22 protein-coding genes are annotated in these 25,585 nt (G+C 63.2%); 9 read left to right on the top strand and 13 right to left on the bottom strand.

Annotated elements, in window-relative coordinates:
- Positions 1–604 precede the first annotated feature (604 nt).
- Positions 605–2,368 (top strand): outer membrane protein assembly factor BamD, encoded by a 1,764-nt coding sequence (locus QQJ96_RS11400; RefSeq protein WP_284332119.1) that lies wholly within the window; start codon positions 605–607, stop codon positions 2,366–2,368.
- A gap of 170 nt (positions 2,369–2,538) precedes the next feature.
- Here the strand turns inward: QQJ96_RS11400 and QQJ96_RS11395 are convergent, their stop codons facing one another.
- Both QQJ96_RS11395 and QQJ96_RS11390 read right to left on the bottom strand, forming a co-directional pair.
- Positions 2,539–3,708: a PilT/PilU family type 4a pilus ATPase gene (locus QQJ96_RS11395; protein WP_284332118.1), complete on the bottom strand. Its 1,170-nt coding sequence runs from the start codon at positions 3,706–3,708 to the stop codon at positions 2,539–2,541.
- A 28-nt stretch (positions 3,709–3,736) separates the two neighbouring features.
- The gene (locus tag QQJ96_RS11390; RefSeq protein ID WP_284332117.1) at positions 3,737–4,774 is read right to left on the bottom strand and encodes a type IV pilus twitching motility protein PilT; all 1,038 of its coding nucleotides are present in this window, start codon (positions 4,772–4,774) and stop codon (positions 3,737–3,739) included.
- A gap of 380 nt (positions 4,775–5,154) precedes the next feature.
- On the opposite strand from QQJ96_RS11390, the gene proC reads away from it, so the two are divergent.
- Together proC and QQJ96_RS11380 are read left to right on the top strand one after the other, a co-directional pair.
- A complete protein-coding gene (gene proC, locus QQJ96_RS11385; protein ID WP_284332116.1) occupies positions 5,155–5,976 on the top strand; it encodes a pyrroline-5-carboxylate reductase in 822 nt (273 codons plus the stop codon).
- A 3-nt stretch (positions 5,977–5,979) separates the two neighbouring features.
- Positions 5,980–6,549 carry a YggT family protein gene (locus QQJ96_RS11380; RefSeq protein ID WP_284332115.1) on the top strand — a complete coding sequence of 190 codons (570 nt, stop codon included), beginning with the start codon at positions 5,980–5,982 and terminating at the stop codon, positions 6,547–6,549.
- A gap of 29 nt (positions 6,550–6,578) precedes the next feature.
- Here the strand turns inward: QQJ96_RS11380 and QQJ96_RS11375 are convergent, their stop codons facing one another.
- Genes QQJ96_RS11375 through pdxH form a run of 3 tightly spaced genes read right to left on the bottom strand, consistent with a single transcriptional unit; the run spans position 6,579 to position 8,435 of the window.
- Positions 6,579–7,388, bottom strand: a complete 810-nt coding sequence (locus tag QQJ96_RS11375; protein WP_284332114.1) for a cobalamin-binding protein — start codon at positions 7,386–7,388, stop codon at positions 6,579–6,581.
- A 5-nt stretch (positions 7,389–7,393) separates the two neighbouring features.
- Complete coding sequence (locus QQJ96_RS11370) at positions 7,394–7,834, bottom strand: secondary thiamine-phosphate synthase enzyme YjbQ (RefSeq protein WP_284332113.1); 441 nt, start codon at positions 7,832–7,834, stop codon at positions 7,394–7,396.
- A gap of 13 nt (positions 7,835–7,847) precedes the next feature.
- A complete protein-coding gene (gene pdxH, locus QQJ96_RS11365; protein WP_284332112.1) occupies positions 7,848–8,435 on the bottom strand; it encodes a pyridoxamine 5'-phosphate oxidase in 588 nt (195 codons plus the stop codon).
- Between the two features lie 39 nt (positions 8,436–8,474).
- On the opposite strand from pdxH, the gene QQJ96_RS11360 reads away from it, so the two are divergent.
- Together QQJ96_RS11360 and QQJ96_RS11355 are read left to right on the top strand one after the other, a co-directional pair.
- The gene (locus QQJ96_RS11360) at positions 8,475–9,305 is read left to right on the top strand and encodes a kinase (protein ID WP_284332111.1); all 831 of its coding nucleotides are present in this window, start codon (positions 8,475–8,477) and stop codon (positions 9,303–9,305) included.
- Positions 9,306–9,532: 227 nt separating this feature from the next.
- Positions 9,533–10,279: a response regulator gene (locus QQJ96_RS11355; RefSeq protein ID WP_284332110.1), complete on the top strand. Its 747-nt coding sequence runs from the start codon at positions 9,533–9,535 to the stop codon at positions 10,277–10,279.
- A 5-nt stretch (positions 10,280–10,284) separates the two neighbouring features.
- Here QQJ96_RS11355 and QQJ96_RS11350 read toward each other — a convergent pair whose 3' ends face one another.
- A complete protein-coding gene (locus QQJ96_RS11350; protein WP_284332109.1) occupies positions 10,285–11,133 on the bottom strand; it encodes an NAD-dependent epimerase/dehydratase family protein in 849 nt (282 codons plus the stop codon).
- Between the two features lie 43 nt (positions 11,134–11,176).
- On the opposite strand from QQJ96_RS11350, the gene QQJ96_RS11345 reads away from it, so the two are divergent.
- The 4 genes from QQJ96_RS11345 (at position 11,177) to hemE (ending at position 14,257) form a co-directional block, all read left to right on the top strand.
- On the top strand, positions 11,177–11,719 hold the full coding sequence (locus QQJ96_RS11345; protein WP_284332108.1) for a shikimate kinase: 543 nt from the start codon (positions 11,177–11,179) through the stop codon (positions 11,717–11,719).
- Complete coding sequence (aroB, locus tag QQJ96_RS11340) at positions 11,716–12,822, top strand: 3-dehydroquinate synthase (RefSeq protein ID WP_284332107.1); 1,107 nt, start codon at positions 11,716–11,718, stop codon at positions 12,820–12,822. Before QQJ96_RS11345 ends, aroB begins: the two co-directional genes overlap by 4 nt.
- Before the next feature lie 91 nt (positions 12,823–12,913).
- Positions 12,914–13,177: a WGR domain-containing protein gene (locus QQJ96_RS11335; RefSeq protein ID WP_126684421.1), complete on the top strand. Its 264-nt coding sequence runs from the start codon at positions 12,914–12,916 to the stop codon at positions 13,175–13,177.
- Between the two features lie 9 nt (positions 13,178–13,186).
- Complete coding sequence (gene hemE, locus QQJ96_RS11330) at positions 13,187–14,257, top strand: uroporphyrinogen decarboxylase (RefSeq protein WP_284332106.1); 1,071 nt, start codon at positions 13,187–13,189, stop codon at positions 14,255–14,257.
- Between the two features lie 55 nt (positions 14,258–14,312).
- On the opposite strand, the gene QQJ96_RS11325 is transcribed toward hemE, so the two are convergent.
- The 7 genes from QQJ96_RS11325 to QQJ96_RS11295 form a co-directional block, all read right to left on the bottom strand.
- On the bottom strand, positions 14,313–15,920 hold the full coding sequence (locus QQJ96_RS11325) for a CocE/NonD family hydrolase (RefSeq protein WP_284332105.1): 1,608 nt from the start codon (positions 15,918–15,920) through the stop codon (positions 14,313–14,315).
- A 245-nt stretch (positions 15,921–16,165) separates the two neighbouring features.
- Entirely contained in the window at positions 16,166–17,593 is a 1,428-nt protein-coding gene (locus tag QQJ96_RS11320; protein ID WP_404649261.1) for a sugar porter family MFS transporter, read from the bottom strand.
- A 175-nt stretch (positions 17,594–17,768) separates the two neighbouring features.
- Positions 17,769–19,685 carry a DNA repair helicase YoaA gene (yoaA, locus tag QQJ96_RS11315; RefSeq protein ID WP_284332103.1) on the bottom strand — a complete coding sequence of 639 codons (1,917 nt, stop codon included), beginning with the start codon at positions 19,683–19,685 and terminating at the stop codon, positions 17,769–17,771.
- Positions 19,686–19,843: 158 nt separating this feature from the next.
- Complete coding sequence (locus QQJ96_RS11310; RefSeq protein ID WP_284332102.1) at positions 19,844–20,380, bottom strand: tetratricopeptide repeat protein; 537 nt, start codon at positions 20,378–20,380, stop codon at positions 19,844–19,846.
- 2 nt (positions 20,381–20,382) lie between these two features.
- The gene (mrcB, locus tag QQJ96_RS11305) at positions 20,383–22,719 is read right to left on the bottom strand and encodes a penicillin-binding protein 1B (protein ID WP_284332101.1); all 2,337 of its coding nucleotides are present in this window, start codon (positions 22,717–22,719) and stop codon (positions 20,383–20,385) included.
- Positions 22,720–22,891: 172 nt separating this feature from the next.
- On the bottom strand, positions 22,892–23,734 hold the full coding sequence (locus QQJ96_RS11300; protein WP_284332100.1) for an SDR family oxidoreductase: 843 nt from the start codon (positions 23,732–23,734) through the stop codon (positions 22,892–22,894).
- Positions 23,731–25,470, bottom strand: coding sequence for a hypothetical protein (locus QQJ96_RS11295; protein WP_284332099.1), 1,740 nt, complete (start codon positions 25,468–25,470; stop codon positions 23,731–23,733). The genes QQJ96_RS11300 and QQJ96_RS11295 overlap by 4 nt, the downstream gene beginning before the upstream one ends.
- Between the last annotated feature and the right edge of the window lie 115 nt (positions 25,471–25,585).

Genomic DNA, 25,585 nt, shown 5'->3' with positions numbered 1-25,585 from the left:
GTCCACCATCTCTCCGGTCCATACACTGGCCCAAAGAAAAGTAACCCAAAGAAATGGCCTGACGAGCTCTTGGCGCTGGGTTAGGTTACAAGCCTGAACGATTGCGCCTTGCGGCGATCGATGGCGGGCCAAGCTTAGACGGCGCCGCTATACCGCGAGGCGTCGAAGCGCTGAGGGCTTAAAGCAAGGCCGCAAGCGCGTAGGCTGGGATGACAATCCCAGCATCGGGATACCCTGTGGAAAGCTGGGATTAGCATCCCAGCCTACGCGCCCTTTACTTCCTCAGCGTCTGGACGTGTTGCGGTATAGCCGCGCCGTAGAGCCCTGGGCGAACAAGCACCTGTCTCGCCATACACGTTCAGGCTTTTACCCTTCCCATGCCACGAGCCTTCTAGGCCATTTCTCTTGGTTACTTCTCTTTGGGCCAGCAAAGAGAAGTGACTCGGTCGCTTGCGACCGAAAGCGCCGCAGGCAATGCAACACGGTTGCGACATGCTGCAACAGTGCGACAACACAAAAGGGGGCTGTTGGGGACCACACCCCAACGCGCACACCAAAGCAGGCATAATGCCGCCGAAAATGACGACTCCCCTGGGGATGAACTATGCGTAGATCCAAGCGCGTGCTGGCGCTGGCGTTCTCCGGCCTGCTGCTGGCCGCCTGCTCGCACAAAGACAAGGACGCCCCCCTGGCCTTCGCGCCGGCGGACACCCCCTATGTGATGGCCAATCTGGACGTGCTGGACGACCAGACACGCAAGGCCATTCTCACCCAGGTCGATGCCGAGCTGCCTGCGCAGGTCGCGCAGATGAAAACACAGGCCGATCAGCTCGCCGAGAAAGATCCGGACATGGCCAAGTACCTGCGCACGGTGGCGGCCGAATTCGACGGCAAGACGGCCACGCAAGTGATCCAGGCGACCGGTGTCGATCCTAAGGGCTACATGGCGTTCTATGGCCTGGGCCTGTCGCCGGTGCTGCGCCTGGAGCTGGCTGATGCGAAGGCGTTCGAGGGCTTCGTTGCCAAGATCCAGAGCGACTACGGCAAGAAGTTCGACGTGGTGACGCTGGGTACGCAAACCTACCAGCGTTACATCGCACCGGCTTCGCACGTGCAATTCATCATCGCGGTAGCCGGCAAGCAGGCCGTGCTTGCGCTGGTGCCGCAGGATGCCGGACAGCCGCTGCTGCGTCAGGCACTGGGCCTGGATCGCCCGGCCAAGAGCGTGCAGGATACCGATCGCCTGGCCAAGTTGGCCAAGTCCAAGGGCTATGCGAAGTGGGCGGTGGGCGAAGTGGATCTGACCCGCCTGCTGCCGCTGCTGGTGGGCGGCCAGGATCCGCTGGCGCAGGCCCTGTTGAAAATGCGCGCGGAAAACGAATCGGCCAAGACCGGCGAACCAGTAGCGAACATCATGCAGGTGGCCCCCAGCTGCCAGAGCGAGGCATCGCGTATCGCATCGCGCATGCCGGCGATGAGCATGGGCTACACCACACTGGATGAAAAACATCGTGACATGCGGTTCGACGTATCGCTGGCCAGTGACATCGTCAGCGCATTCAGCGGCATGAAGGTGGAATTGCCTGGCCTTGGCACCGACCCGACTGCGCCATTCGAGCTGAGCCTGGCCTTGCCGATGCCGCAACTGCGCGCTTTCTGGAGCGCACAGGCCCAAGCGGTGGCGGACAAGCCATTCACCTGCCCGATGCTCGACAATCTCAACGACACCTTCAACAGCCTGGGCGACAGCATGCAGAAGGCCGCGGTGCCGCCGATCGGCGACCTGCTCGGCCTGCATGTCGCGCTGGATAGCTACACCCCCAACCCCAATGGCGGCATGCCCAAATTGTCCGGTCGCGTCGTGATCGGCACCAACAATCCGGCTGGCTTGCTGGCGATGGCGCAAGTAACCAGTCCGATGCTCAACGGCATCAAGCTCAGCGGCGATGGCAAGCCCGCCGCGCTACCGGCGCAGCTCACCAATGCCCTGGGCGAATCCGGGTGGGCGGCCATGGGCGGTAAGTCCATCGGCCTCGCGTTGGGCGCCAACGAAGACAGCAAGCTGGCGGACGTCATGCAGCAACCCGGCGGCAATGCCGGTGAACTCATGCGCACGCATCTGGATGGCGACATGTACGCCAACTGGATCAACCTGCTGGAACAGCGCGCCGAATCCACCGCCGCGATAAACGCCACCATGAATCCGGACGATGCCGACGCGCAAAATGACCAGAAAGCGGCGCTCGCCGGCACCAAGGCACAGTTCGAAGCGATGAAGTCTGAAGCGGCGCGCATCAAGGCGATCAGTGCGGCCGTGCGGATGGAAGACCAGGGTTTGGTCATTACCACGCATACGGAATTGAAATAACAAAAAAGGGGCCATGCGCCCCTTTTTTACGTAGGCTGGGATGGCAATCCCAGCTTCGTTCAGCCGCAAGTTGCTGGGATTTCATCCCATCAGCTACGAGGCCTTTAGATCAGAGCAAAGTGGCTTCCCGCGTACGCGGGAATGACGTTCGCGCCAACGGAGCTTGGCGCTCAGCGTCTCAGGAAGCCCCCGCCCATGCCACCCTTGTCGGCCTGATCCTCCTCCAACTCCACCCCTTCCAATCCCTGCGACAAGGTATGCGCGTCACCACCTTGCGCCAGCTTGATGCGCAAGCGCACTTCGTTGGCGCTGTCGGCGTGGCGCAGCGCATCCTCGTAGCTGATCTCGCCGGCGTGGTACAGCTGTACCAGGCTCTGGTCGAAGGTCATCATGCCGAGGTTGGTGGATTCCTTCATCACTTCCTTGAGCTTGTGGATTTCGCCTTGGCGGATGTAATCCTGCACCAGTGGCGTGCCCAGCATCACTTCCATCGCCACGCGACGGGCCTTGCCGTCCGGCGTGGGAATAAGCTGCTGCGCCACGATGCCCTTGAGGTTCAGGGACAAGTCCATGAACAGCTGCTGGCGGCGGTCCTCCGGGAAAAAGTGCAGGATGCGGTCGATCGCCTGGTTGGCGTTGTTGGCATGCAGGGTACACAGGCACAAGTGACCGGTTTCGGCGAAATTGATCGCGAACTCCATCGTCTCGCGCGTACGCACCTCGCCGATCAGGATCACGTCGGGCGCCTGGCGCAAGGTGTTTTTCAGCGCGTTTTCCCAATTGTCGGTGTCGATGCCGATCTCGCGCTGGGTGATGATGCAGCCCTCATGCTTATGCACGTATTCGATCGGGTCTTCGATGGTGATGATGTGACCGGTGGAATTCTGGTTGCGGTAGCCCACCATCGACGCCAGCGAGGTGGACTTACCGGTACCGGTCGCGCCCACGAAGATAATGATGCCGCGCTTGGTCATGGCCAGCTGCTTGATCACCGGCGGCAGGCTCAGTTCTTCAATAGTGGGAATCTTCGATTCGATCCGGCGCAGCACCATGCCCACGCAGTTGCGCTGGTAGAAAGCCGACACACGAAAGCGGCCCACGCCCTGCGCGGAAATCGCGAACTGGCATTCGTGCGTCTTTTCGAACTCCTCGCGCTGCATCGGCGTCATGACGTTGACCACCATGTCGCGTGCCTGCTGCGCGGACAGCGGACTTTGCGTGATCGGCACCACCCGCCCCTGCACCTTCATTGACGGCGGTACGCCGGCGGTGATGAACAGGTCCGAGGCCTTCTTGTGGACCATCAGCTTGAGGAAGGAGGTAAAGTCGAATTCGCTCATGGCGTGCTCCCGTCGGGGCGTATCCCCTTCACTTGAACACTTCCTTGTTCTTCGCATATCCGATCGCCTGCTGGCGCGTGACCAAGCCGCGCTTCACCAGGTCGAGCAGGTTCTGGTCCAGGGTCTGCATGCCGTATTGCTGACCGGTCTGGATGGATGAATACATCTGCGCCACCTTGTCCTCACGGATCAGGTTGCGGATGGCGGGTATGCCCACCATGATCTCGTGCGAGGCGATACGGCCGCCGCCCACCTTTTTGAGCAGAGACTGCGAAATCACCGCGCGCAGCGATTCGGACAGCATCGAGCGCACCATCGGCTTCTCGCCGGCCGGGAACACGTCGATGATGCGGTCGATGGTCTTGGCTGCGGAGCTGGTATGCAGCGTGCCGAACACCAAGTGGCCGGTTTCCGCGGCGGTGAGCGCCAGGCGGATGGTTTCCAGGTCGCGCAACTCACCCACCAGGATGTAGTCGGGGTCTTCACGCAGCGCCGAACGCAGCGCTTCGTTAAAGCCGTGCGTATCGCGATGCACCTCGCGCTGATTGACCAGGCACTTCTGCGAGGTGTGCACGAATTCGATCGGATCCTCGACGGTGAGGATATGGCCGTATTCGTTCTTGTTGATATGGTCGACCATGGCCGCCAGCGTGGTCGACTTGCCCGAGCCGGTCGGCCCGGTGACCAGGATCAGGCCTTGCGGCTGCTCGATCAGCTCCCGGAATATCTTCGGGCAACCCAGGTCGTCCAGGGTCAGCACCTCGGAGGGAATGGTACGGAACACCGAGCCGGCGCCGCGGTTCTGGTTGAACGCGTTGACGCGGAAGCGCGCCAGTCCGGGAATCTCGAACGAAAAGTCGGTCTCGAAGAATTCTTCGTAGTCGCGGCGCTGCTTGTCCGACATGATGTCGTAGATCAGCGCATGCACCTGTTTGTGGTCCAGGGCGGGAATGTTGATGCGGCGCACGTCGCCGTCCACACGGATCATCGGCGGCAGGCCCGCCGACAGATGCAAGTCGGAAGCCTTGTTCTTCACCGAGAAGGCAAGCAGTTCGGCGATATCCATCGGATGTAGTCCCCCAAAACCGATCGTCTTGTACGAATACGCAAGCCGCAGCAGAACGACGGGAGGTCACCCGGACAGATGCACTGGCAGGGCATGCTCGCCCGCCATTCCCCCGCTCCTTTGCAACGATGCCGATACTACTCGCGGCGCGGGGCGCGCAGCCAGCTTTTCCGGTATCGGCAGCGCCATGCACCTCGACAAATGCGAGCGCACACACATTCACGCTGCCGCAAGCTGCGGCTGCGCGATGTGAAGACATGCGCCAAGCATCCCCAGCCGGAGCGGCCTGGCACAAGGGAATGCGGGTGAGCCGCTCACTCAGCCGGACCGGCGCTGCTGTTAAGGTATGGCGCTGGAACCCAAGGACCACCCCACCCAACATGACCCACATCGCATTCATCGGCGGCGGCAACATGGCGCGCAGCCTGATCGGCGGCCTGCTCAAGACCGGCGTGCCGGCCGCCAAGCTGTGCGTGGCCGAGCCCATGGCGCAGGCGCGTGAAAGCCTGGGCCGCGACTTCGGCGTGGCCACCTTCGACGACAACCGTTTGGCCGCGGCGGACGCCGGCGTGCTGGTGTTGGCGGTAAAGCCCCAGGTGATGCCCGCCATCCACCACGAACTGCGCGATACCCTGCAACGCAACCGCCCGCTGCTGATCTCGATTGCCGCCGGCGTGCGCATCGACCAATTGGAACGCTGGTTCGGCAGCTTGCTGCCGATCGTGCGCTGCATGCCCAATACACCGGCCCTGATCGGCGCCGGCGCCACCGGCTTGTGCGCCAATCTGCGCGTCACTCCCCAGCAGCGGGAGCAGGCGCAGCACATCCTTGACGCAGTGGGCATCACGCGCTGGATCGACGATGAAGCGCAGATGGACACCGTCACCGCCCTTTCCGGTTCCGGTCCGGCCTATTTCTTTGCCTTCGTGGAGGCGCTGGAAGAGGCCGCCGTGGCACAGGGCATGCCACGGGAAACCGCCCGTATGCTCGCCACGCAGACCTGCCTCGGCGCCGGCCGCATGCTGGTGGAAAGCAATGAAGCACCGGCCACCCTGCGCCAGCGCGTCACCTCCCCCAACGGCACCACCCAGGCCGCACTGGAAAGCTTCAGCGCCGACCAGTTCCCGCGCATCGTCGCCCGCGCCGTGGCTGCCGCCACCCGGCGCGGCGCCGAACTTGCCGCTGCCCTGGACAAGGAATGATCGATGTCATACTTCGTTGACGCTTTATCCATGCTGGTCCAACTGGCGTTCGGCGCCATCGCCACGCTGTTCCTGGTCCGCCTGCTGGCGGAGGCCAACCGGGCGGACTTCCACAATCCGCTCAGCCAGTTCGTCTATCGCTATACCAACCTGGTGCTGGCGCCGATCCGCCGGGTACTGCCGAACTGGCGGCGCATCAATCTGGCCGCCCTGCTGATCTTGTGGCTCACTTTCGTCCTGGAGAGGCTGCTGCTTTCAGCCTTGGCGGGCTTCGTGCCCGCACTGGCCGGCTTGCTGGTGATCTCTCTGGCCGACCTGCTCAGCTTCGTGCTGATGTTCTACATCGTAGTGCTGTTCGGCTGGTCGCTGCTCAGCATGTTCGCACCCGATCCGTACCATCCGATGATCCGCCTGGCCAGCGTCATCGTGGAACCACTGTTGCGCCCGTTGCGCGGCAGGCTGGTGGCTGGCAACCTCGATTTCTCACCCATGCTGGTGATGATCATCCTGCTGCTGGCGCAACGGCTGATCGCCGCGCCATTGTTCGATTTCGGCGCAAGCTTGGCGCGCTAGGCCTGGTGGGATGGGATGACAATCCCAGCCTACGCCCGACGCGCAGCCCACTGCGCAAACACGGCGTGCATCGCATCCAGTCCATCAAACAATGCCGCCGGCCCCGGCTGCAGGATGATCGGCGATTTGATCTCGTGCATATCGCCATCGCGTACGGCGGGAATCGCCTCCCAGCCCGGCCGCTGCGCCACCCGCTCGGGGCGAAAACGCTTACCGCACCATGAACCGAGAATGATGTCCGGCGCCCGGCGCACCACTTCGCCGCCATCGGCCAGAATACGGTTTTTCGCCAACGATTCGCGGGCAAGCTCGGGAAACAGGTCTTCGCCGCCGGCAATGCCGATCAGCTCAGCCACCCAGCGGATGCCGGTAATGATCGGCTCGTCCCACTCCTCGAAATAGACCTTTGGCCGCCTCGGCCACGCCGCCGCAGCGGCGCGCACCTCGGCAAGATGCGCCTCGGCGCGCCGTGCATAGTCCTCGGCTTTTTCGCTGGCGCCCACCATCGCGCCGAGCCGGCGGATGTAGGCAAGAATGCCTGCCACGCTGCGGTGATTGCTGATCCAGACTTCGACACCTGCGCGTATCAGGTCGCGCGCGATATCCGCCTGCATGTCGGAGAAACCGATCACCAGATCCGGCTCAAGCGCCAGGATTTCATCGAGCTTTGCGCTGGTGAAGGCCGATACCTTCGGCTTCTCCTTGCGCGCGCGCGGCGGGCGTACCGTAAAACCGGAAATGCCGACGATGCGATGTTCCTCGCCCAGTGCGTACAGCACTTCGGTGGGTTCTTCGGTAAGACAGACGATGCGGTTGGGAAAGGAGTCGTTTGCAGTCATTAGTATCAATGTCCGAATACCGTCACCGTCACCTTGCGCTGATGCGGATCCAATCGGTGTTCCCACAGGTAAATGCCCTGCCAGGTGCCAAGCTGCGGCTTGCCGCCGTGCACGGGAAGCGTGAGGCTTACGCCGGTCAGGATGGCCCTGACATGGGAAGGCATGTCGTCGGGACCCTCGGCATCATGCTGGAAGATCGCATCGCCATCGGGCACCGCACGAGCAAACCATCGTTCCAAGTCGGCACGCACCGAAGGATCGGCGTTTTCGCTGATCAGCAACGAGCAACTGGTGTGGGTGGTGAAAACGTTGACGATGCCGGTGTGCACACCGCTGGCCGCCACCAGTTCGGCGACTTTGTCGGAGATTTCGCTGAAACCGCGGCCGCGCGTGTGCACCGTGAAGCCGTTCTGCGCGACATGTTCCGCGGGGGTGGCTCGGCTCATGGCGCGCTCCTCATCATGGATAAAGCAGCCGGTGGGTCCAGGTCTGGCCGTGGCGATCCCAGCGCACGCGTTCATGCAGGCGGAAATCGGCGCCGTACCAGAACTCAACCATGTCCGGCTCGACCAGATAGCCGCCCCAGTGCGGCGGACGCGTCACGTCGCGGCCGGCGAACTGCTGCTCGTAATGCTCCACGCGTTGCTCAAACATATCGCGCGTGGCCAGGGTCTGCGATTGCAGCGAAGCCCATGCCCCGATCTGGCTGCCACGCGGCCGGCTCGCAAAATAAGCATCGGATTCTTCCGCCGTAAGCTTGCGCGCCACGCCTTCGACCCGTACCTGCACGCCTTCGCGCAGGCGCTTCCAGTGAAAACACAGGGCCACTTGGGCATGCGCCTCCATCTGCTCGCCCTTGTCGCTTTCGTAGTTGGTGAAGAACCGGAATCCGCGCTGGTCCGCCCCTTTCAGCAGGACGATGCGCGAGCTGACGCGCCCGCCAGCATCGACGCTGGACAGGTTCATGGCGGTGGGTTCAGGATCGCCACTAGCCACGGCCTGATCCAACAGGGTGTTGAAGGTGTCAAGAATTTCGGATTTCAACATAGGTCTTGAATCGTAGCCAGCGCACGTCATGATTACGCAATGAAGGATGATGCTAGCACGCAGACCGAGGCCCTAGCCGGCCATTTGCTGGATCATTACGCCGGCCGCATCGCGCGGATGCAGCGGCCATACGTGCTTGGCCTGTCCGGCCTGCAAGGTAGCGGCAAGAGCAGCCTGGCCCGGGTGATCAAGACCCAGGCCGAGCATCGCGGCTGGCCTACGGAAGTGCTCGCCCTCGACGATTTCTACTATTCGCGCAGTGAACGCGAAGCGCTCGCCCAGCAAGTGCACCCGCTGTTGAAGACACGTGGCGTGCCCGGTACTCACGAGATCGAGCTACTGCTATCCGTGCTGACCGCCCTGCCGAACGCGACAGAAAAGTTTCCGGTGACCTGGCCACGCTTCGACAAGGGCCGCGACACGCGCATGCCGCCTTCCCGCTGGCCGCGCACGACCCGACCGCCACGCCTGGTGGTGATGGAAGGCTGGGCCCTTGGCTTGAGGCCGCAACTGGAAAGCGCGCTGGAAGACCCGGTGAACGAACTCGAACGCAGCGAAGACCCGGACGGCCGCTGGCGGCATTGGGTCAACAAGCAGCTGCGCGCGTACCAGCCACTGTGGCGCAAGCTGGACGCGCTGATCGTGCTGCAGGCGCCAAACTGGGAAGTGATACGCGAGTGGCGCAGCAAGACAGAGCAGGAATTGCTGGCGCGCCGCGCGCCATTGGCGATGGATGCGCAGGCCATGCAACGCTTCCTCGCTCATTTCGAGCGACTCAGCCGGCACGCCCTGGCTACGCTGCCCGTGCTGGCCGACACCTGCGTGGAATACGACACCCGGCATCACGTGATGGGACTCAGTCACAGTTGAAAGCGTTACCACGTTGCAGAGAATTGCGCATGCTCGCAGGCGTCTCACGCATTTTAAGAAAAGTACTATTGCCTGAACTTTTCCGCGCACCATAATCTTTCGATCACGATCCCTGGTGAAGGCCTTGCGGCCGTGCAGGTAGTTAACGCTCCGCACCTGGCCACACTGCCGACTACGCGATGGCACAACCGCGGCGTTACGGAAAACACTCAAGAGCCGTGCAGCCTATGTCCACGAAATTTGCCCAACACAAGCCTTGGCCCGGCGGCTGCCCCATCCGTGTGGTGATCGCTGACGACCACCCGCTGACGCTGGCGGGACTCCTGCATGAGCTACAAGGCCGGTCGGGCATTCGGATCGTGGACTCCGCGATGAGCTCCGCGGCGCTGGTGAAGTCGCTGGAAAAACATGCGGTCGACGTCATCATCTCCGACTACGCCATGCCTGGCGGCAGCCAAGGCGATGGCATCATGTTGTTCGAGCTGCTCCGGCAACGTTTTCCGGACGTCGGCCTGATTGCCCTGACCATGATGAGCCATGCCGATGTGATCCGTTCGTTGCTGGCGCAGCACGTCAACTGCATCATAAGCAAAGCCGATGCGCTCGAATACCTAACCACCTCGGTGTATGCGGCACTCGCCGGCAAACGCTATCTTTCGCCCGGGATCGAGGCGATCGTGCAGAGGCATGGCCTGCAAGGCAGGTCGCCATCGCGCCGACGCCATCTTTCCCCGCGTGAACTGGAAGTAGTGCGCCTATTCGTATCCGGGCTCACCATCAATGAAATCGCGCATCATCTGCAACGCAGCAAGCAGACGGTGAGTACGCAGAAGATCAGCGCTATGCGCAAGCTCGGCATCAGCCGCGATGCGGAACTCATCAAGTACGGCATCGGCGAACAGCTTACTTCGCAGGGCATCGAGGTACCCCAGCAGCCGAAACGCACGCCAGCTCCCATCTCTGAGCAATCTTGACCCGGCTACCTGGCCGCAGATGTGGCGTGTTGCAGCAATGCCGCGTATCCGGCGCGAGAATCCGGCCAGCGAAAACAAAAGCCCCCGGCTTTCAGCCTCGCGTTGCTGAGCCGCTTGCTGCCCACGCCAGCAGGTGCAGGTCCGGTGAGAACGGGCGGCGCGCCAGCCAATACGGCAAGTTCATCGTAAAGAACGTCCAGCGGCAGCGGCGTATCGTCGACGCCCACATACAATGATTGATGTATGCGCAAACCAAGCAAGTGCACGATCGCCGCGGCGGCGTCCTCGACGTGGATGCGATTGGCCCAGTGCCGTGGCTGGCGCGGCGCCATGGCCTGTCCGTTGCGCAGACGTTCGATCAGCTGCAAGCGTCCTGGCCCGTAAAGGCCGGCTAGGCGCAAGATGATCGAATCGACCGGATGCTTCGACAATGCCCGTTCCGCCTCCAGCAACACCTCGCCATTGAAGCCCGGCGGCGCAGGCGGCGTCATTTCATCGACCCAATCGTCGCCGTGTTCGCCATAGACGGCGCTCGAAGACACGAACAGCACGCGTTGCAACGATGTAGCGTCCAGGGCATCGAGCATGTTGCGCAGGCCATCAAGGAAAACGGCCCGGTAAAGTTCCGGCTGGCGCGCGTCAGGGGCCGGCGGGAAGACCAGTTGGGTGATCCCTGCGGGCAAGGTGGCGAGCGTCGCGGGAACAACCAGGTCCGCCGCCAGCCAGCGAATGCCGTCGTCTCCGTCGGGTGGACGGCGGCGCAATGCGTACACCTCATCGCCTTGCGCCAGCAAACGGCGCGCCACGCGTTCGCCCAGGTCACCGCAGCCGGCGATCAAGATTCGTTCGGACATCCATACACCTCAGCCGTATACCTCGCCCTGCTACTATCCAACCATGAATCCTTCGTGCAACCTGTTCCTGATCGGCCCCACCGGCGCCGGCAAGACCTCGATCGGCCGGCAGCTCGCGGCACGCCTGGGGCTGTCGTTTCTCGATCTCGACCAGGAAATCGAACGCAGCACCGGTGTCTCTGTCGGCACCATCTTCGACATCGAAGGCGAAGCCGGCTTTCGCCAGCGCGAGCGCATCCTGCTGGAGGAGTGTAGCGGTCGCCACGGTGTGCTGCTCGCCAACGGCGCGGGTGTGGTGCTCGATCCGGCCAACCGCCGCACCCTGGCCGAACGTGGCTACGTGATATGGCTGCAGGCCACGATACCGCTGCAGCTGCAACGGCTGGCGCTCGATACGTCACGCCCGCTGCTGGCGGATGCCGATCGCCATCGCAAGCTGGAAGCGATGGCGGCCACGCGCACCGCGCTGTATGCAGAAATCGCCGATCTGGTCATTCCACCGGGCGACGATCAAGAAGTCGTCGCCACGGCCTCCGAGCGCTGCCTTGCCCTGATCGAACGGCACTGGAACAGACAAATCGCATGACAAGCATTACCACGCCCCAGGAAACCATCCACGTCACACTCGGCGAGCGCAGCTATCCGGTCTGGATCGGCCGTGGCCTGCTGGATGATCACGCGCGCTGGCGCGCCATGCTGCGCGGCAGGCATGCGCTGGTGATCAGCAACCGCACTGTCGCGCCGCTGTATCTGGAACGCGTTGCGCATGGGCTCGACGGCCTGCGCTGGTCCTCGTTCCTGCTCGAAGATGGCGAGGCGCACAAGAGCTTTGCCAATGTCGGACTGGCACTGGAAGCACTGGCCACGCTTGGTGCCACCCGTGATGCCTGTGTCATTGCGCTCGGCGGCGGCGTGGTAGGCGATCTTGCCGGCTTCACCGCCGCCTGCTGGATGCGTGGCATAGATTTCATCCAGATGCCGACCACCCTGCTGTCGATGGTGGATTCCTCGGTGGGCGGCAAGACCGGCGTCAATCTTCCCGCCGGCAAGAACCTGGTCGGCGCGTTCCATCAGCCACAGGCGGTCGTGGCCGATATAGGCACGCTCGATAGCCTGCCCGCGCGCGAGTACCGCGCCGGCATGGCGGAAGTGATCAAGGGCGCCGCGATCGGCGATGCCGGGTTCTTCGCCTGGCTGGAGCAGCACGCCGATGCACTCGCCGCGCGCGATGAAACCGCGCTGGTACAAGCCATCTCTACCAAGCTGCGCTACAAGGCCGGGGTGGTGGCGCGCGATGAAACCGAACAAGGCGAACGCGCCCTGCTCAATCTGGGCCATACCTTCGGCCATGCGCTGGAAACGGCGGGCCACTACACCACCCTGTTGCACGGCGAAGGCGTGGCCGTGGGCATGCTGTTGGCGGCACGGCTGTCCGAGCGGCTGGGCATGAGTGTGCAAGCCGACACGCTGCGCCTTGAGGGCTTGCTCAAGGCCATTGGCCTGCCGATCAGCGTACCGGCCGGCTTCGATCCGGAACAACTGCTGGCCTTTATGCGACTGGACAAGAAGAACACCGCCGGCACATTACGCCTGATTCTGTGGCGCGGCATCGGGCGCGCGGAAATCGTGTCCGGGGTCGACGAAGCCGATGTGCTGGCCCAGTTGCGTGAAGCCTGCGCCAATGCGTGAAGGCAGCGGCGTCCCCTCGCTACCCAACCCCGGTCCCTCTAAAATGCCGGGCTTAGCGGCCTTGTAGCCGTAACGTCATTCTTAGGACGTCATGCGCCTTTATCTGCAAACCATGCCTGCCTCGGCCGAGCCGCCGCGCTATGTCCAGATCGTGCTGGAACAGGATCTGCTGGGTGGCTGGACGCTCTACCGCGAGTCCGGCACTCAAGGTGGCCGCGCCACGCTCAAGCGCGACCAGTATCTGGAACGCGATGAAGCGATAGCGGCCTTCGAAAAAGTGCGCGACGCCCAGCTCAAGCGCGGCTACCGCGTGGTCTTTGCCCAAGGGGTGGATGGCCCCTACGGACGCCGATAGAACCTAAAGATGCCAACTGCCCTGAAGAACGATCGCCTGCTGTGCGCCCTGCGCCGCGAGCCTGTCGACACCACGCCCGTATGGGTGATGCGCCAGGCCGGCCGCTATTTGCCCGAATATCGCGCCACGCGCGCCAAGGCGGGCAGTTTCATGGCGCTGGCCACCAATCCTGAACTGGCCTGCGAAGTCACGCTGCAGCCGCTCGAACGCTATGCGCTGGATGCGGCCATCCTGTTCTCCGACATCCTCACCATTCCGGATGCGATGGGCCTGGGCCTGTCCTTCGCGCAAGGTGAAGGTCCGCAATTCGCACACCCGGTGCGTACGCGCACCGACGTGGAGCGGCTGGGCGTGCCGGATATGGAAGCCGAACTGCGCTATGTGATGGACGCCATACGGCTGGTTCGCCGTGAGCTCGCTGGCCGCGTGCCGCTGATCGGCTTCTCCGGCAGCCCCTGGACGCTGGCCTGCTACATGGTGGAAGGCGAAGGTTCGCGCGATTTTGCCCGCGCCAAAGCGATGTGCTGGAACGAGCCTTCGCTCGCGCACAAGCTGCTCGATACGCTGGCGCGCTCGGTCGTCGCCTATCTCAGCGCCCAGGCTGCCGCCGGCGCCCAGGCGCTGATGATCTTCGATACCTGGGGCGGCATGCTTGGTCCGGCCGCGTTTCGCGAATTTTCATTGCGCTACATGGCGCAAATCGTCGATGGGCTTCAGGCCGATGCGAAGGCGCGCAATGTTCCGGTGATCCTGTTTTCGAAGGGTGCCCATGCACATCTGGCCGAGATGGCGCAAACCGGTTGCGCCGCGCTGGGCGTGGACTGGACCATCGATCTGGCCGACGCCCGCCAGGCCGTGAATGGCAAGGTGGCGCTACAAGGCAACCTCGATCCGGCAGTGCTGCGCGCCAGTCCCGAAGTGATCCGACGCGAGGTGCGGCGCGTGCTCGACAGCTACGGCGATCATCCTGGACACATCTTCAACCTCGGCCATGGCATTACGCCCGAGGTCGATCCCGAGCATGTGAAGGTGCTGGTGGACGAGGTGCATACGTATAGCCGTAGCTTCAGGAGCACGTAGGCTGGGATTATCATGCCAGCCTACGCGTCCCTGAGGGAAACGGTTGACGGCGTAGTTAGTGCAGCGACACCGTCAACGTCGAAGGCACTGCCTCCGACGAGCTGAAGGTCACTGCGCTGCCTATGGGCGTCGCGCCCGCATAGCGGATATCGCTGGTGTCGATGACCAGGGCCAATTGATGGCCCGCGGGAATCTCCCAGTTGGTCGCCTCCAGATCCATGTTGATCGCCTGCGGCGTACCGACTGCCGCATTGAGCAACGTATAGGGTTTCCATGTAATCAACTGGCCGATGCCGGTGATCGGGTCGACGCTATAGAGGTACGCAATCAGGCTCAGCTGGTTGGTGGTTGGCGTGACCGAGATCTGCAGCGACGGCATACCCATCAGGCTCTGGTTTTGGCCCAGTATCGGACCGGTCCACACCCCCGCGTTCGATCGATTCACCAGCGCCAGTTCAACCGGCGGAGGAAGGTCCAGATAACCCGTTAGGGCGCCACTTACCAAGGCAACGCCGGTGGTGGCTGCCGTCAGATAGCCTCCGGTGATGCCGTATTGCCAACTTCCTCCTCCAGCCGTGGACAGGCTGCCCGTCGGAAACAGGCCGAACAGCCCCGTAGGCTTGGTCAACGCGTAGACCACAGCACCCTGCTGTACAGCATTCCAATCCGCGAACTTGCTCCACACACCGGTTTGCGACTTGAGCTGGATCGGCAACTGCGTATCGATGCCGTTCTGCTCACCCTTCAAGTAGTGCTCGAACCAGGCGTTGACCGTGGCATAGATTTCATTCGGAAAGCCACGCGCCCCGCTCATTTCGGCCGTCGTGTGATCGCCATGGGAGAGCAGCAGCATCTTCGGCACCGCAAGCCGGTTATAGAAATCGACCAGCTGGCCCGGCACGAACAGGCTGTCCTCGAATGCATTGGCCAGCAGTACCGCCGGAGCATTGGCATTGATCTCGTCGATTCCGTTGATAGCCGAACGCCCCGGCGTATTGGCATCGCCCAGCATCACGTCGACCGCGCCCCTGAAATTCAGGCTGCCCACATTCGCATTCAACTGCTGCATCAGCGCGCCCGGCTTGCCGATGTAGCTGGCCAGGGAAAGCAGCCCTATCCCTTGCGAACTCGGCGTCTGGTTGGCATCCAGCGACGCGACCAGATCCGCCCAGCTGCTCAGCGCCGCCACCGCCTTGATGCGCGGATCGTGTTCGGCGGCAAGCAGGCTGGCGCCACCACCGTAGGAAATGCCGGAAATGCCGATCTCGTTCGCATCGGCAGGCGTATTCTTCAGTGCCCAGTCGATCACCGTGCTGGCATCGCCAATGGTGAGCGGACCGGCGATATCGATATAACCGCATTGCGGATCGAATGAGCAGCCGATACCAAAACCCCGCGAGCTGTAACTGATCACGATGAAACCATCACCGGCGAGATTATTGGCCTCACCCACATATTCCGCATCGTTTTCCGCCCAGCTCGAAGGCATCACCACCAGCGGAAACGGCCCGCTGCCTTGCGGCACCGCCACGTAGGCCTGCAATTGATACCCATCGGATGTGGGAATCGAAACCAGCGAGCCGGGAAGGCTCTGTGCTGCAACGGGAGCAACCTTTACGGCAAACAACATCAGCGCGGCAAACACCATCGCAACGTATCGCATATCACCCTCCGCAGATATGAGCGAAACAGAATGTGTCCCCTTGCGCATGCGTTTTCAGATGCATGGCAACGCGCACATGTGCACTTGCGCCGGTGACGTACGCGTGAATGATTCGGATGTGCCGCTCAGCAATCAGGCGGAAATGATTGCGCGGATCGGAATTTGCCTGGCATGGCGCGCTACGACGAGATCATCGATTGAAACATATGAAACGCGCCAACCAAACCACTGCCGGCGCGCAAGTTTCAGGCGTGCATATCTTCCAGCTCGATGCCACGTGTTTCGCGCACCGCGCGCAACACGAACAACAGCGAAAGGAAGGCGAACAGTGCGTACAAGCCGTACGCAAACGTGAGGCCGATCTGCGCCAGCCAGGGAAAAGTACTGGTGATGACAAAATTGGCCACCCACTGCGCCGCGGCCGCCACGGCCAGCGCGATCGCACGAATGCTGTTCGGGAACATCTCGCCCAGCAACACCCATACCATCGGCCCCCAGCTCAGGCCGAAGCACACCACATACAGGTTGGCAGCGACCAGCGCGATCATGCCCCACGGCGCTGGCAGGCTCAGCGAAGCGCCGCTGCCGGTCGCTTGCGAGAAGCACCATGCCATCAAGCCCAGCGTGATGGTCATGCCGGCCGAACCAATCAACAGCAGCGGCTTGCGTCCAATCTTGTCGACCAGAGCGATCGCCACCAGGGTCACCAACACGTTGACGATCGAGGTGAACACCGTGATCGAGAACGAATCGGCTTCGCTGAAGCCCACCGAGTGCCACAGCGTCGAGGAGTAGTAGAAGATCACGTTGATGCCGACGAACTGCTGGAAGACCGATAGCAGAATGCCCACCCACACGATCGACAGCAGCCCGCCACGCGGACCGCGCAAGTCTTTCAGGGTAGGTCGATATTCCACCTTCAGGCTGTGCGCGATGTCGTTGATCTTGGCATCCAGCGCATGATCGCTGTGCAGATCGAGCACCTTCGCCAGCACTACACGCGCTTCAGCCGGACGCCCACGCGCGACCAGATAACGCGGCGATTCGGGCACGCCCAGCACCAATACGCCATAAACCAGCGCCGGCAACGTGGCTACCAGGAACATCCAGCGCCAGGCCTCCAGGCCGAACCAGAGTTTCTGCGCAGCGCCACCGGCCGTGCTCGCCAGCCATGCATCACTGAGCAACGCCACGAAGATGCCGAGCACGATCGCCAGCTGCTGCATCGAACCGAGACGTCCACGTACGTTCGCCGGCGACACTTCGGCGATATAAGCCGGCGCGATCACCGAGGCGACACCCACGCCGATGCCACCGATCACGCGCCAAAGCATCAGGTCCCATACGCCACGCACCAGCCCCGAGCCGACCGCGCACACCACCAGGAACAATGCAGCCACCTGCATGGTGCGCACACGACCCAGGCGGTCGGCCAACGTTCCGGCGTACCACGCGCCCAGCGCCGAACCCAACAGTGCGCAGGAAACCGCGATGCCGATCCGGCCTGCGCTCAGGCCAAATCCTTGACGCACCGCGTCAACCGCACCGTTGATGACCGCCGTGTCGAAGCCGAACAGGAAACCGCCGATCGCCGCGGCAGCCGCAATCAACACCACCCTGGCTGTGGTGCGCGCTTCTTCCCCCTGCGCCGCGCTCGCGTTGCTTGTGTTCATGTGCATGTGATCATGCTCCCCGCATGATGTTCTGGTGGTGGTCGATTCTGCGTATGCCTGCTGCTTCTGTCCGCCTGAATACGTATGCAGGACAGGACGACGTAGGCTGGGATGCTAATCCCAGCATCGCAATGCCGTATAGAAAGCTGGGATTGGCATCCCAGCCTACGCATCCCTAGACTTCGAAGAACCGCCGCACCTCGGCGATATCCCGCGTGCGCGGCATCACCGGCAAACTGTTGAGGAACAGCTTGCCGTAACCCTTGGTGGTCAGTCGCGGATCGCACAGCACCAGCACGCCGCGATCGTAAATGTCGCGTATCAGCCGGCCCACGCCCTGCTTGAGCGCAATCACCGCCGACGGCACCTGCCAGCCCATGAAGGGATTGATGCCGGCCTGCTCCAACGCTTCCAGGCGTGCCTGCAGCACCGGGTCGTCTGGAGTGGCGAACGGCAGCTTGTCGATCATCACCACCGATAGCGCTTCGCCGGCCACATCCACACCTTCCCAGAAACTGGCCGCGCCCAGCAACACGCCATGGCCGCTGGCGCGAAACTCTTCCAGCAATTGATGCCGTGGCGCCGTGCCCTGCACGAACAAAGGCCACGGCACGCGGTCGGCAAGCAGATCGGCGGCGCGGCGCAAGGCACGATGCGAGGTAAACAACAGAAAGGCGCGACCGTTGGAAGCCTGCAGCACCGGCAGCGTGGCATCGATCACGCGATCGGTGTAATCGCGTGTCGCCGGATCTGGCAAGCCATCGGGCAGGTAGCACAAAGCCTGTCGCGCGTAGTCGAAAGGACTTTCCAGGCTCAAGGTCTGGGGATCATCCAGGCCAAGCTGGCGCGCAAAATGATCGAACTGTCCTGCCACCGACAAGGTGGCCGACGTGTGAATCCATGCCGCGTGCGTGTGCTCACGCATCGCGCGCAACGGCGCGGCAAGATCCAGTGGCGTGGCATGCAAGGCGAAACCACGCGGTAACAACTCGTACCAGCGCACGTCCTGCCGGGAGCCGGCTTCCGCTACGCGGTCCAGGCGCTCGCTAAGATGTACCGCGCGTTCGTGCACGTTCATCAGGCCACGCGAGCGCTCGGCCTGCGACGCCAGCGCATCAGACAGTGCGGCCAGCACTTCGCCCATTTCATGCAGCGCAGCGGACACGCCGTCACGCTTGAGCAATTCGTGGAAGGGACCACGCGCGGGCAGCGAATCGATCGTCAACCGGAACTTGCGCACGGCTTCCTGCAAGGCTTCGACCGGTTCCAGCACCAGGCCGATCGCGCCGGTGACGCCATGGCATTCGGCCAAGGCATCCTGGGCCAGCTCGGTGAGCTGGCGCGCGCTGACGCTTTGCGAAAAGAACTGCCCGGCCAGCTCCGGAATCTGATGCGCCTCATCCAGAATGAAAGCCTGCGCGCCTGGCAGGATTTCGCCGAAGCCCTCCTGCTTCAAGGCCAGGTCGGCGAACAGCAAGTGATGGTTCACCACCACCAGATCCGCTTCCTGCGCTTCACGGCGCGCGGTGATCACGTGGCAATCCTCGTAGAACGGACATTCCACGCCCAGGCAATTTTCCGGCGTGGAGGTGACGCGTAGCCACAGCGGCGAATCCTCCGGCACCTCCGCCAATTCCATGCGATCGCCACGTCGTGTCCGCGCGGACCACGCACGAATGGCGGCCAGCTGGGCTGCCTGACTGCGCTCCAGGGCGGAACCTTCGCGTACCGTCTGGTCGAGGCGATACAGGCACAGGTAATTGGCGCGCCCTTTCAACAGTGCGGTTTTGAGACGCGCTCCCAGCACCGAACGCACCTTGGGGATATCGCGAAAAAAAAGCTGGTCCTGCAGCGCCTTGGTCCCGGTGGAAACAATCACGCGCTCGCCCGACAGCATTGCCGGCACCAGGTAGGCGTAAGTCTTGCCTGTGCCGGTGCCGGCTTCCGCTACCAGGATTTCGCATTCGGCAATGGCATGCTGTACGGCGCGCGCCATCTCCTGCTGCGCAAGGCGCGGGGCGAAGTTCGGCATTTCGCGGGCAAACGGGCCGTCGGCGCCGAGCAAGGCACCGATGTCGTCGGGATCGGTCATCCAGACAGTATCGCGCAGGCGCGTGGCCGGAGAAACCTGCGGACGCCCTATCTATTCCACATTACTGCCACCGCACCGTGTGCGTGTGACGGGTACGTGGAATAGATCAGAGCATCCCTAACCGCCCGAAGCCTTCGGCTTCGATGGATTGCATCGCATCAAAGCCGCTGTATACCCGCCTCGCGACATTCCCCAACCCACTTGCTCGCCGACGCCGCGCCGGCCTGGTCATGGGCTTGTAAACGCAGCTCCACGATAGTCTGCCAATTGCGCGCGCATAGCGGGCCTTGCTTGGAGCCCAGCGTCCATGACTGATGCGCCAGTTTTTCGGCCAGTTGGAAATCGCCCAGGTAAATGGCGACCTCGGCGCGGTCCTGCATCACATCCGGAGCTTCCGGGTTGCGCTTCAAGGCCAAGTCGAGCTTCGCGGCGGCAGCCTGGTACTGGCCGTTGCGCTCGTCCTGGCGAGCGGCGTCCTGCAATGCAACGATGCCCGGATCAACCAGCGGGTGCACGCTGATGACCGATTTGTCCCGCTCGCCGGCGGCGCGAATCTCCTCCACCATCGCCGCGTTGGATTTTCCCGGCGGCGGCCTGGGCGCCTCGGGCGCGGGCTGAGCACAGGCAGCGAGCAGCAAACCCGCTAGCACAGTGGGGACAAGGGGTTGGCGGCGGCGAAGGGAACAGTACGACATGGTTACTGAGCAGTGGTAGTGGTAGGTGACTCGGCGGTGGGCTGTTGAGCGCTCTGGCCGGAGCCGAACAGATTACCGACCTTTTGCCAGAAACACCCGTCCGTATCCGTCGACAGGCTGCCGGCGATCACCGGCACCTGCTTGGCGCCGGAACAGGCCGGGTCGCTGCGCCGGCCGTCGGCGGGATTGACCCATGCCATTTCCAAGCCGTCTCCCGGTGCCGCAGACAGCGGCACGGTGGGCAACTTGTGGAACAATTCCTGCCAGGCGCGCAGAGCACCGGTGGAGCCCCACAGGTGACTGGGCTTGTTGTCGTCACGGCCCATCCAGAACACCGCCAGGCGGTCGCCGGTGAAGCCGGCGAACCAGCTGTCGCGCAGGTCGTTGCTGGTGCCGGTCTTGCCGGCCGTATGCAGGTAGGCCAGGTTCGACTTGCCCAGCGAGGCCGCCGTGCCGTAGGTGGCGACCTGCTGCATCGCCCAGGTGACCAGGCGCACGGCCGGTTGGTATTCGCCCTTGCCGGCTTCCACTTCGTAGCGCTTGATGGTGTGGCCATTGCCGTCGACCACGCCGCTTACCGCCAGTAGCGGCAACGCGTGGCCATCCGATGCGATGTATTGATAAAGCTGCGCGACCTGGATCGGCGCCAAGTCGACTGCACCGATCAGCAACGACGGGCCAGGCTGGACGTCAGTCAGGCCGAACGAGTCGAGAAACGCTTTGACGCGTGGCAGCCCCACCGCCATGCCCAGACGAATCGTGGCGAGGTTCCACGAATTGGCCAGCGCATCCACCAACGGCACCATGCCATGACTCTGGTTGTCGTCGTTGTGCGGCGTCCACCAGCTGCCGTCGGGCTGCTTCATGCTGATCGGCGAGTCGTCCAGTGGGGTGGCTAGATTCCAGCGCTCGGGATTGGCCAGCGCGACCAGATACACGAACGGCTTGATGGTCGAACCGATCGGCCGGTGCGCATCCAGGGCACGGTTGAAACCCTGCTCGTCGGCGAGCTTGCTGCCGACCACGGCGAGCACGCTGCCGGTTTTCGAGTCGGTCACCACGGCCGCCCCTTGCGTGTCATCGCCGCGCTTGCCCAGGTTCTTGATCGCCGTGCTGACCGCCTGCTCGGTATAAAGCTGGGTGGCCGGGTCGAGCGTGGTGAAGATCGACAGATTGCCCTGCTTGAGCGTGTCTTCGTCGAAGTCGTTGGTGATCTGCTGGCGTACCAGCTCCATGAAGGCCGGGAAACGGTTATGCGGCAACTGGCCGTCCGCGATCACGCCGAGCGGCGTTGCCTTGGCAACGCGCGCCTGTCCTTCCGTCAACAGGCCAGTACTGGCGAACGTGTCCAGCACCAGGTTGCGCCGGGCCATCGCGCGATCGGGGTAGCGGCGCGGATCGAGCTGACTGGGGCCTTTCACAAGGCCGACCAGCAAGGCGACTTCCTGCGGCCGCAGGTAATCCAGCCGACGCCCGAAATAGAACTCAGACGCTGCGGCAAAGCCATGTACCGCTTGGCTGCCTTGCTGGCCGAGGAACACTTCGTTGATGTACGCCTCCAGGATGCGCGCCTTGCTGTAATGCATCTCCAGCAGGATCGACATCAACGCCTCGTTCAACTTGCGCCCCATGGTCTGTTCGCGATTGAGGAACAGGTTGCGCACCAGCTGCTGCGTGAGAGTGGAAGCGCCCTGCACGGTATGGCCGGCGCGCAAATCGGCAAAGGCCGCGCGCAGGATGGCGGTGAAGTCGACGCCGATGTGGTGTTTGAAGTCGCGGTCTTCCACCGCCTGCAGGCCGGTTACCAGCAACTGTGGGACATCGCTGAGCTGTACGTAGCTGCGGTCTTCCTGCTTGGCGCCGTACACCGTGGCGATGCGTGCAGGATCCAGGTGCGTTTCCTTCAGCGGCTTGCCGGCGCCAATATCGGTGACGGACTGCACCATGCCCTCGCCCAACGCGACGCGAATATGCTTGGGCAATTCACCGCCGTCGGGGCCGGCGTAGCCGCGCGAGGAAATGAAATAAGTGCCGCCCTTCTTCGCCCAGCTGCCCGGCACATCACCATGGCCGTCCCCCACATAGCCGGAGAATGTCAGCTCCACTTCCAGCGCGCCGGGCGTCATCGGCACGTCGGGCGCCAGCCGTAGCGGCTGCGAGTAAATACGCGTGGGCACCGCGAAAACGAGGTCGCTGAAGCGATCCTGCACGCGCTTGTTCAGAATCAGCGAATACGGCAGCAGGAACCCGAACAACAGGCCGGTTGAGATCCAGAAGGGAATACGCAGCCAGGGCCAGCATGCGCTTGCGATCGAGCGGAATCGGCTGAAAAAGTCCAACGGAGCGGTATCCAGGGCAGGAAGTCAGGTCGGCAGTGATTCAGGATCATAGGACCCGGCACCCGGCGGCCGGATGAACGCCACCCGCAGCAAATGGCGCGGGAGAGGCATTTCCGGGGTTTTCACCTGACCGCTGCCTTCCCCGTTGGCCTACGGAGCCTCTGATCTATTCCTACCCAGGCCTGCGCCTCCAGCACTCCGCATCCGGCCTGAACGGCCGCGGCTGTACGCCCAGCAAGCGTGTCATTTCGGTGTTGTCGGCAATCAGATCCGCCTCCAGGCGGCTCAGCGGTCCACGCAGCTTTCCTACCCCGCGCCGGGCCGCACGCAACAACCAAGGCGGCAATGGCAGCGGCAGGGTCTGAATCGGCAAACTGTGCCGCACGCGCGCAAACATCTCGCCCGCGGTCAAGCGTTCGCCGCCGCCGATGGCGAGGATCTTGCCCGCCGCGATCGAGGTATCCAGCGCCGCAAGCGCTGCGCAAGCCAGGTCTTGCGCATGCACCGGTTGACGCATGCCATGGCCCATCGGCAACGGAAACACGCGCAAGCGCATCGCGCGCCGGGCAATCGGAGTAAGGCTCTTGTCCAGTCCTGCGCCGTAGACGAGCGTGGGACGCAACACCGTCCATGCGCTGCCGTGCTTCGCACAGGCCTCGGCCAAGGCCACCTCGCTATCGCGCAGCAGTTGCGAGAGAGCCCGCTCGGCGGGCACTTCCGATGCGCGCTTGCTTTCCGCGCTCATCGAACTGATCGCGACCACCCGCGGCTCGTGCAGCACGGCCGCCTTGCTCAACCATCTCGCACATGCTTGCAAGGGACCAAGGCTGAAAATGGCCGAGACATGTTCGACCGCCGGGACCGCATCCGGCAGCTGCCCGCTCAGCCACGTCACACCTGGTATCGATGCGCGCGCCTCGCGGCTCACTGCCACCACCGGCTCGTCACGGGCAGCAAGCAAGGGCAGCAGGTAGTGCCCGATCTGACTGCTACCACCAAATACCAATACCGTCATCGACTGCTCTGCATGCGCGCAGTGAGCTCACGCACACGCGGATCGTCGGGTAACAGCCGGCGCCCCTGCTCCAGTGAAACGGTGGCGTTGTTGCGATCGCCGCTATCGAATTGCTGCTCGGCCTGATCGATCCATGCATACGCCAGGCGCTGGCGCGAGATGCCGATGGCCGCGTTGCCCGGTTCAATGTTATCGAGCGCATCGAGCAAGTTACCGGCCTTGTTCAAGCTGCCGCTGCGCAGGGCCTGGTTGAATTGTTGCTGCACTTCGCCGGGCAGCGCCTGCAGGCCCGCCAATGCGTCCGGATTGTTGCCATCTATGGCAAGCGCACCGCGATACAGGTCGTAGGCGCAATCACCGGGCGGCGCCATGATGTTGCCGCGAGCCGTCGCCTGCCTGGCGCGGTTCACCAGGTCGGCAATCTGGATTTGCTGGTCGCCCGTCAGATGAACCGCCGGCGGAGGGGCCGTATCGTCTTCTTGCTGCTTGGCTTCCTGCGGCTTCGTGCTTGAAGCTGTCTGGTTGGCGGCTGAGGGCGGCGTGACGGCGGGAACGGGAGGCTGTCCGAGCCGCGCCCTTGCGGCGACCAGGTCGGCCGAGCCCGGGGCGAGCGTATCGGCTTCATCCAGCAACTGCCGCGCGTGATCGGCGTCGCCCGCATCGATGGCGGCGTCAGCCTGCACCACCAGCGCCTGGGCAACCTGTCCAAGCCCCGCTTTCGCCTGGGCGTTGTTCGGATCGATCGCCAGCGCCGCCTTGAAATGCGCCAGCGCGGTGTCGTTGCCATCACCGGAGACACGCCCTGCGCGCAAGGCATCGTTGCCTTGGTTGATGGCGTCGGTCAGTGCGCTGTTGGCTTGGGTTTGCAGCGCCGACAGCGATGCGCGCAAGTTGGGTAACTGAGCGTAATTGGGCATCATGGCCGCAAGGCGATCAATGCCGCTGGAAGCCGCCGCGACATCGTTGGCGCTCAGCGCTTTCTGGACTTGCGCCGCCATCGCGTAGCCGACCTGGTCCATGCCGTGGCGCGCGACAGCGTTATCCGGTTCGGCCGCCAGCACGCGCTGATAAAGCGCGGCCGCGCCATCCGGGCCATCCAGCCGGTTTTGGCTGAGCGCCTGTTGCGCCTGCGCGATCAAGGTATCGGTCTGCCCGGATGAGACCTGTGCCTTGGCGATCTCCTGGCTAAGGCGGTCCACGTCGTTACCGCCGCCGAGCAGTTCGCGCGCGTTGGTCAGCGCTTGCGTGGCTTCAGCAATGTTGCCCGCGCGCAAGGCAGTATCGGCGCGTGAGATTTCCGCGCGACCCACCTCGTTGAGACCTTGCCGCGCAGCGTCGTTATCGGGCTCCAGCCCACGGGCTGCCTCGAACAGCTCACGGGCGCTGGTGCCGTCGGTACCGTCCAGATGCCCCTGCTGCAAAGCGACCCGCGCGCGATGCAGAACGTCGTCGAAATCGGTGCGCGGCACCAGGCTGCGCAAGCGGGTCTGGTTGAACCATAGCCCCCCGATAGCGGCCAGCAGCACAGCGATAAGCAACGGTAAGAACCAGTTGCGCCTCTTGTAGGGACTGTTGCTGGTGTCGCGGCGGTACTCAGGTTCCACCTCGATCTTCGGCAGCTTATCGTCGGGCGCGGGCGCCGCTGGCCGATGCAAGTCGTCCAGGTTGCCCAGCTTCGGTTCGGTACGGCCGTTGCCGTTATAGCCCGGATCGTTCAGGTTGCGGTTTCCGCCCATGGCTCGTGAACTGGCTAGTCGTTGTATTCAGCTTAACATCGCGTAGATGACACGCGCGGGGAGCGAAAAGTTGCGTTCAGGATGTCCCGCCTCTGACGCCCCTAAGGGGCAGCCA

Origin of the sequence: Dyella flagellata (assembly GCF_030160275.1) — a bacterium.
In the GTDB taxonomy this organism is placed as follows: Bacteria; Pseudomonadota; Gammaproteobacteria; order Xanthomonadales; family Rhodanobacteraceae; genus Dyella_B; species Dyella_B flagellata.
The sequence above is the reverse complement of the archived record's forward strand: the minus strand, read 5'-3'. Positions and strand labels throughout refer to the sequence as shown.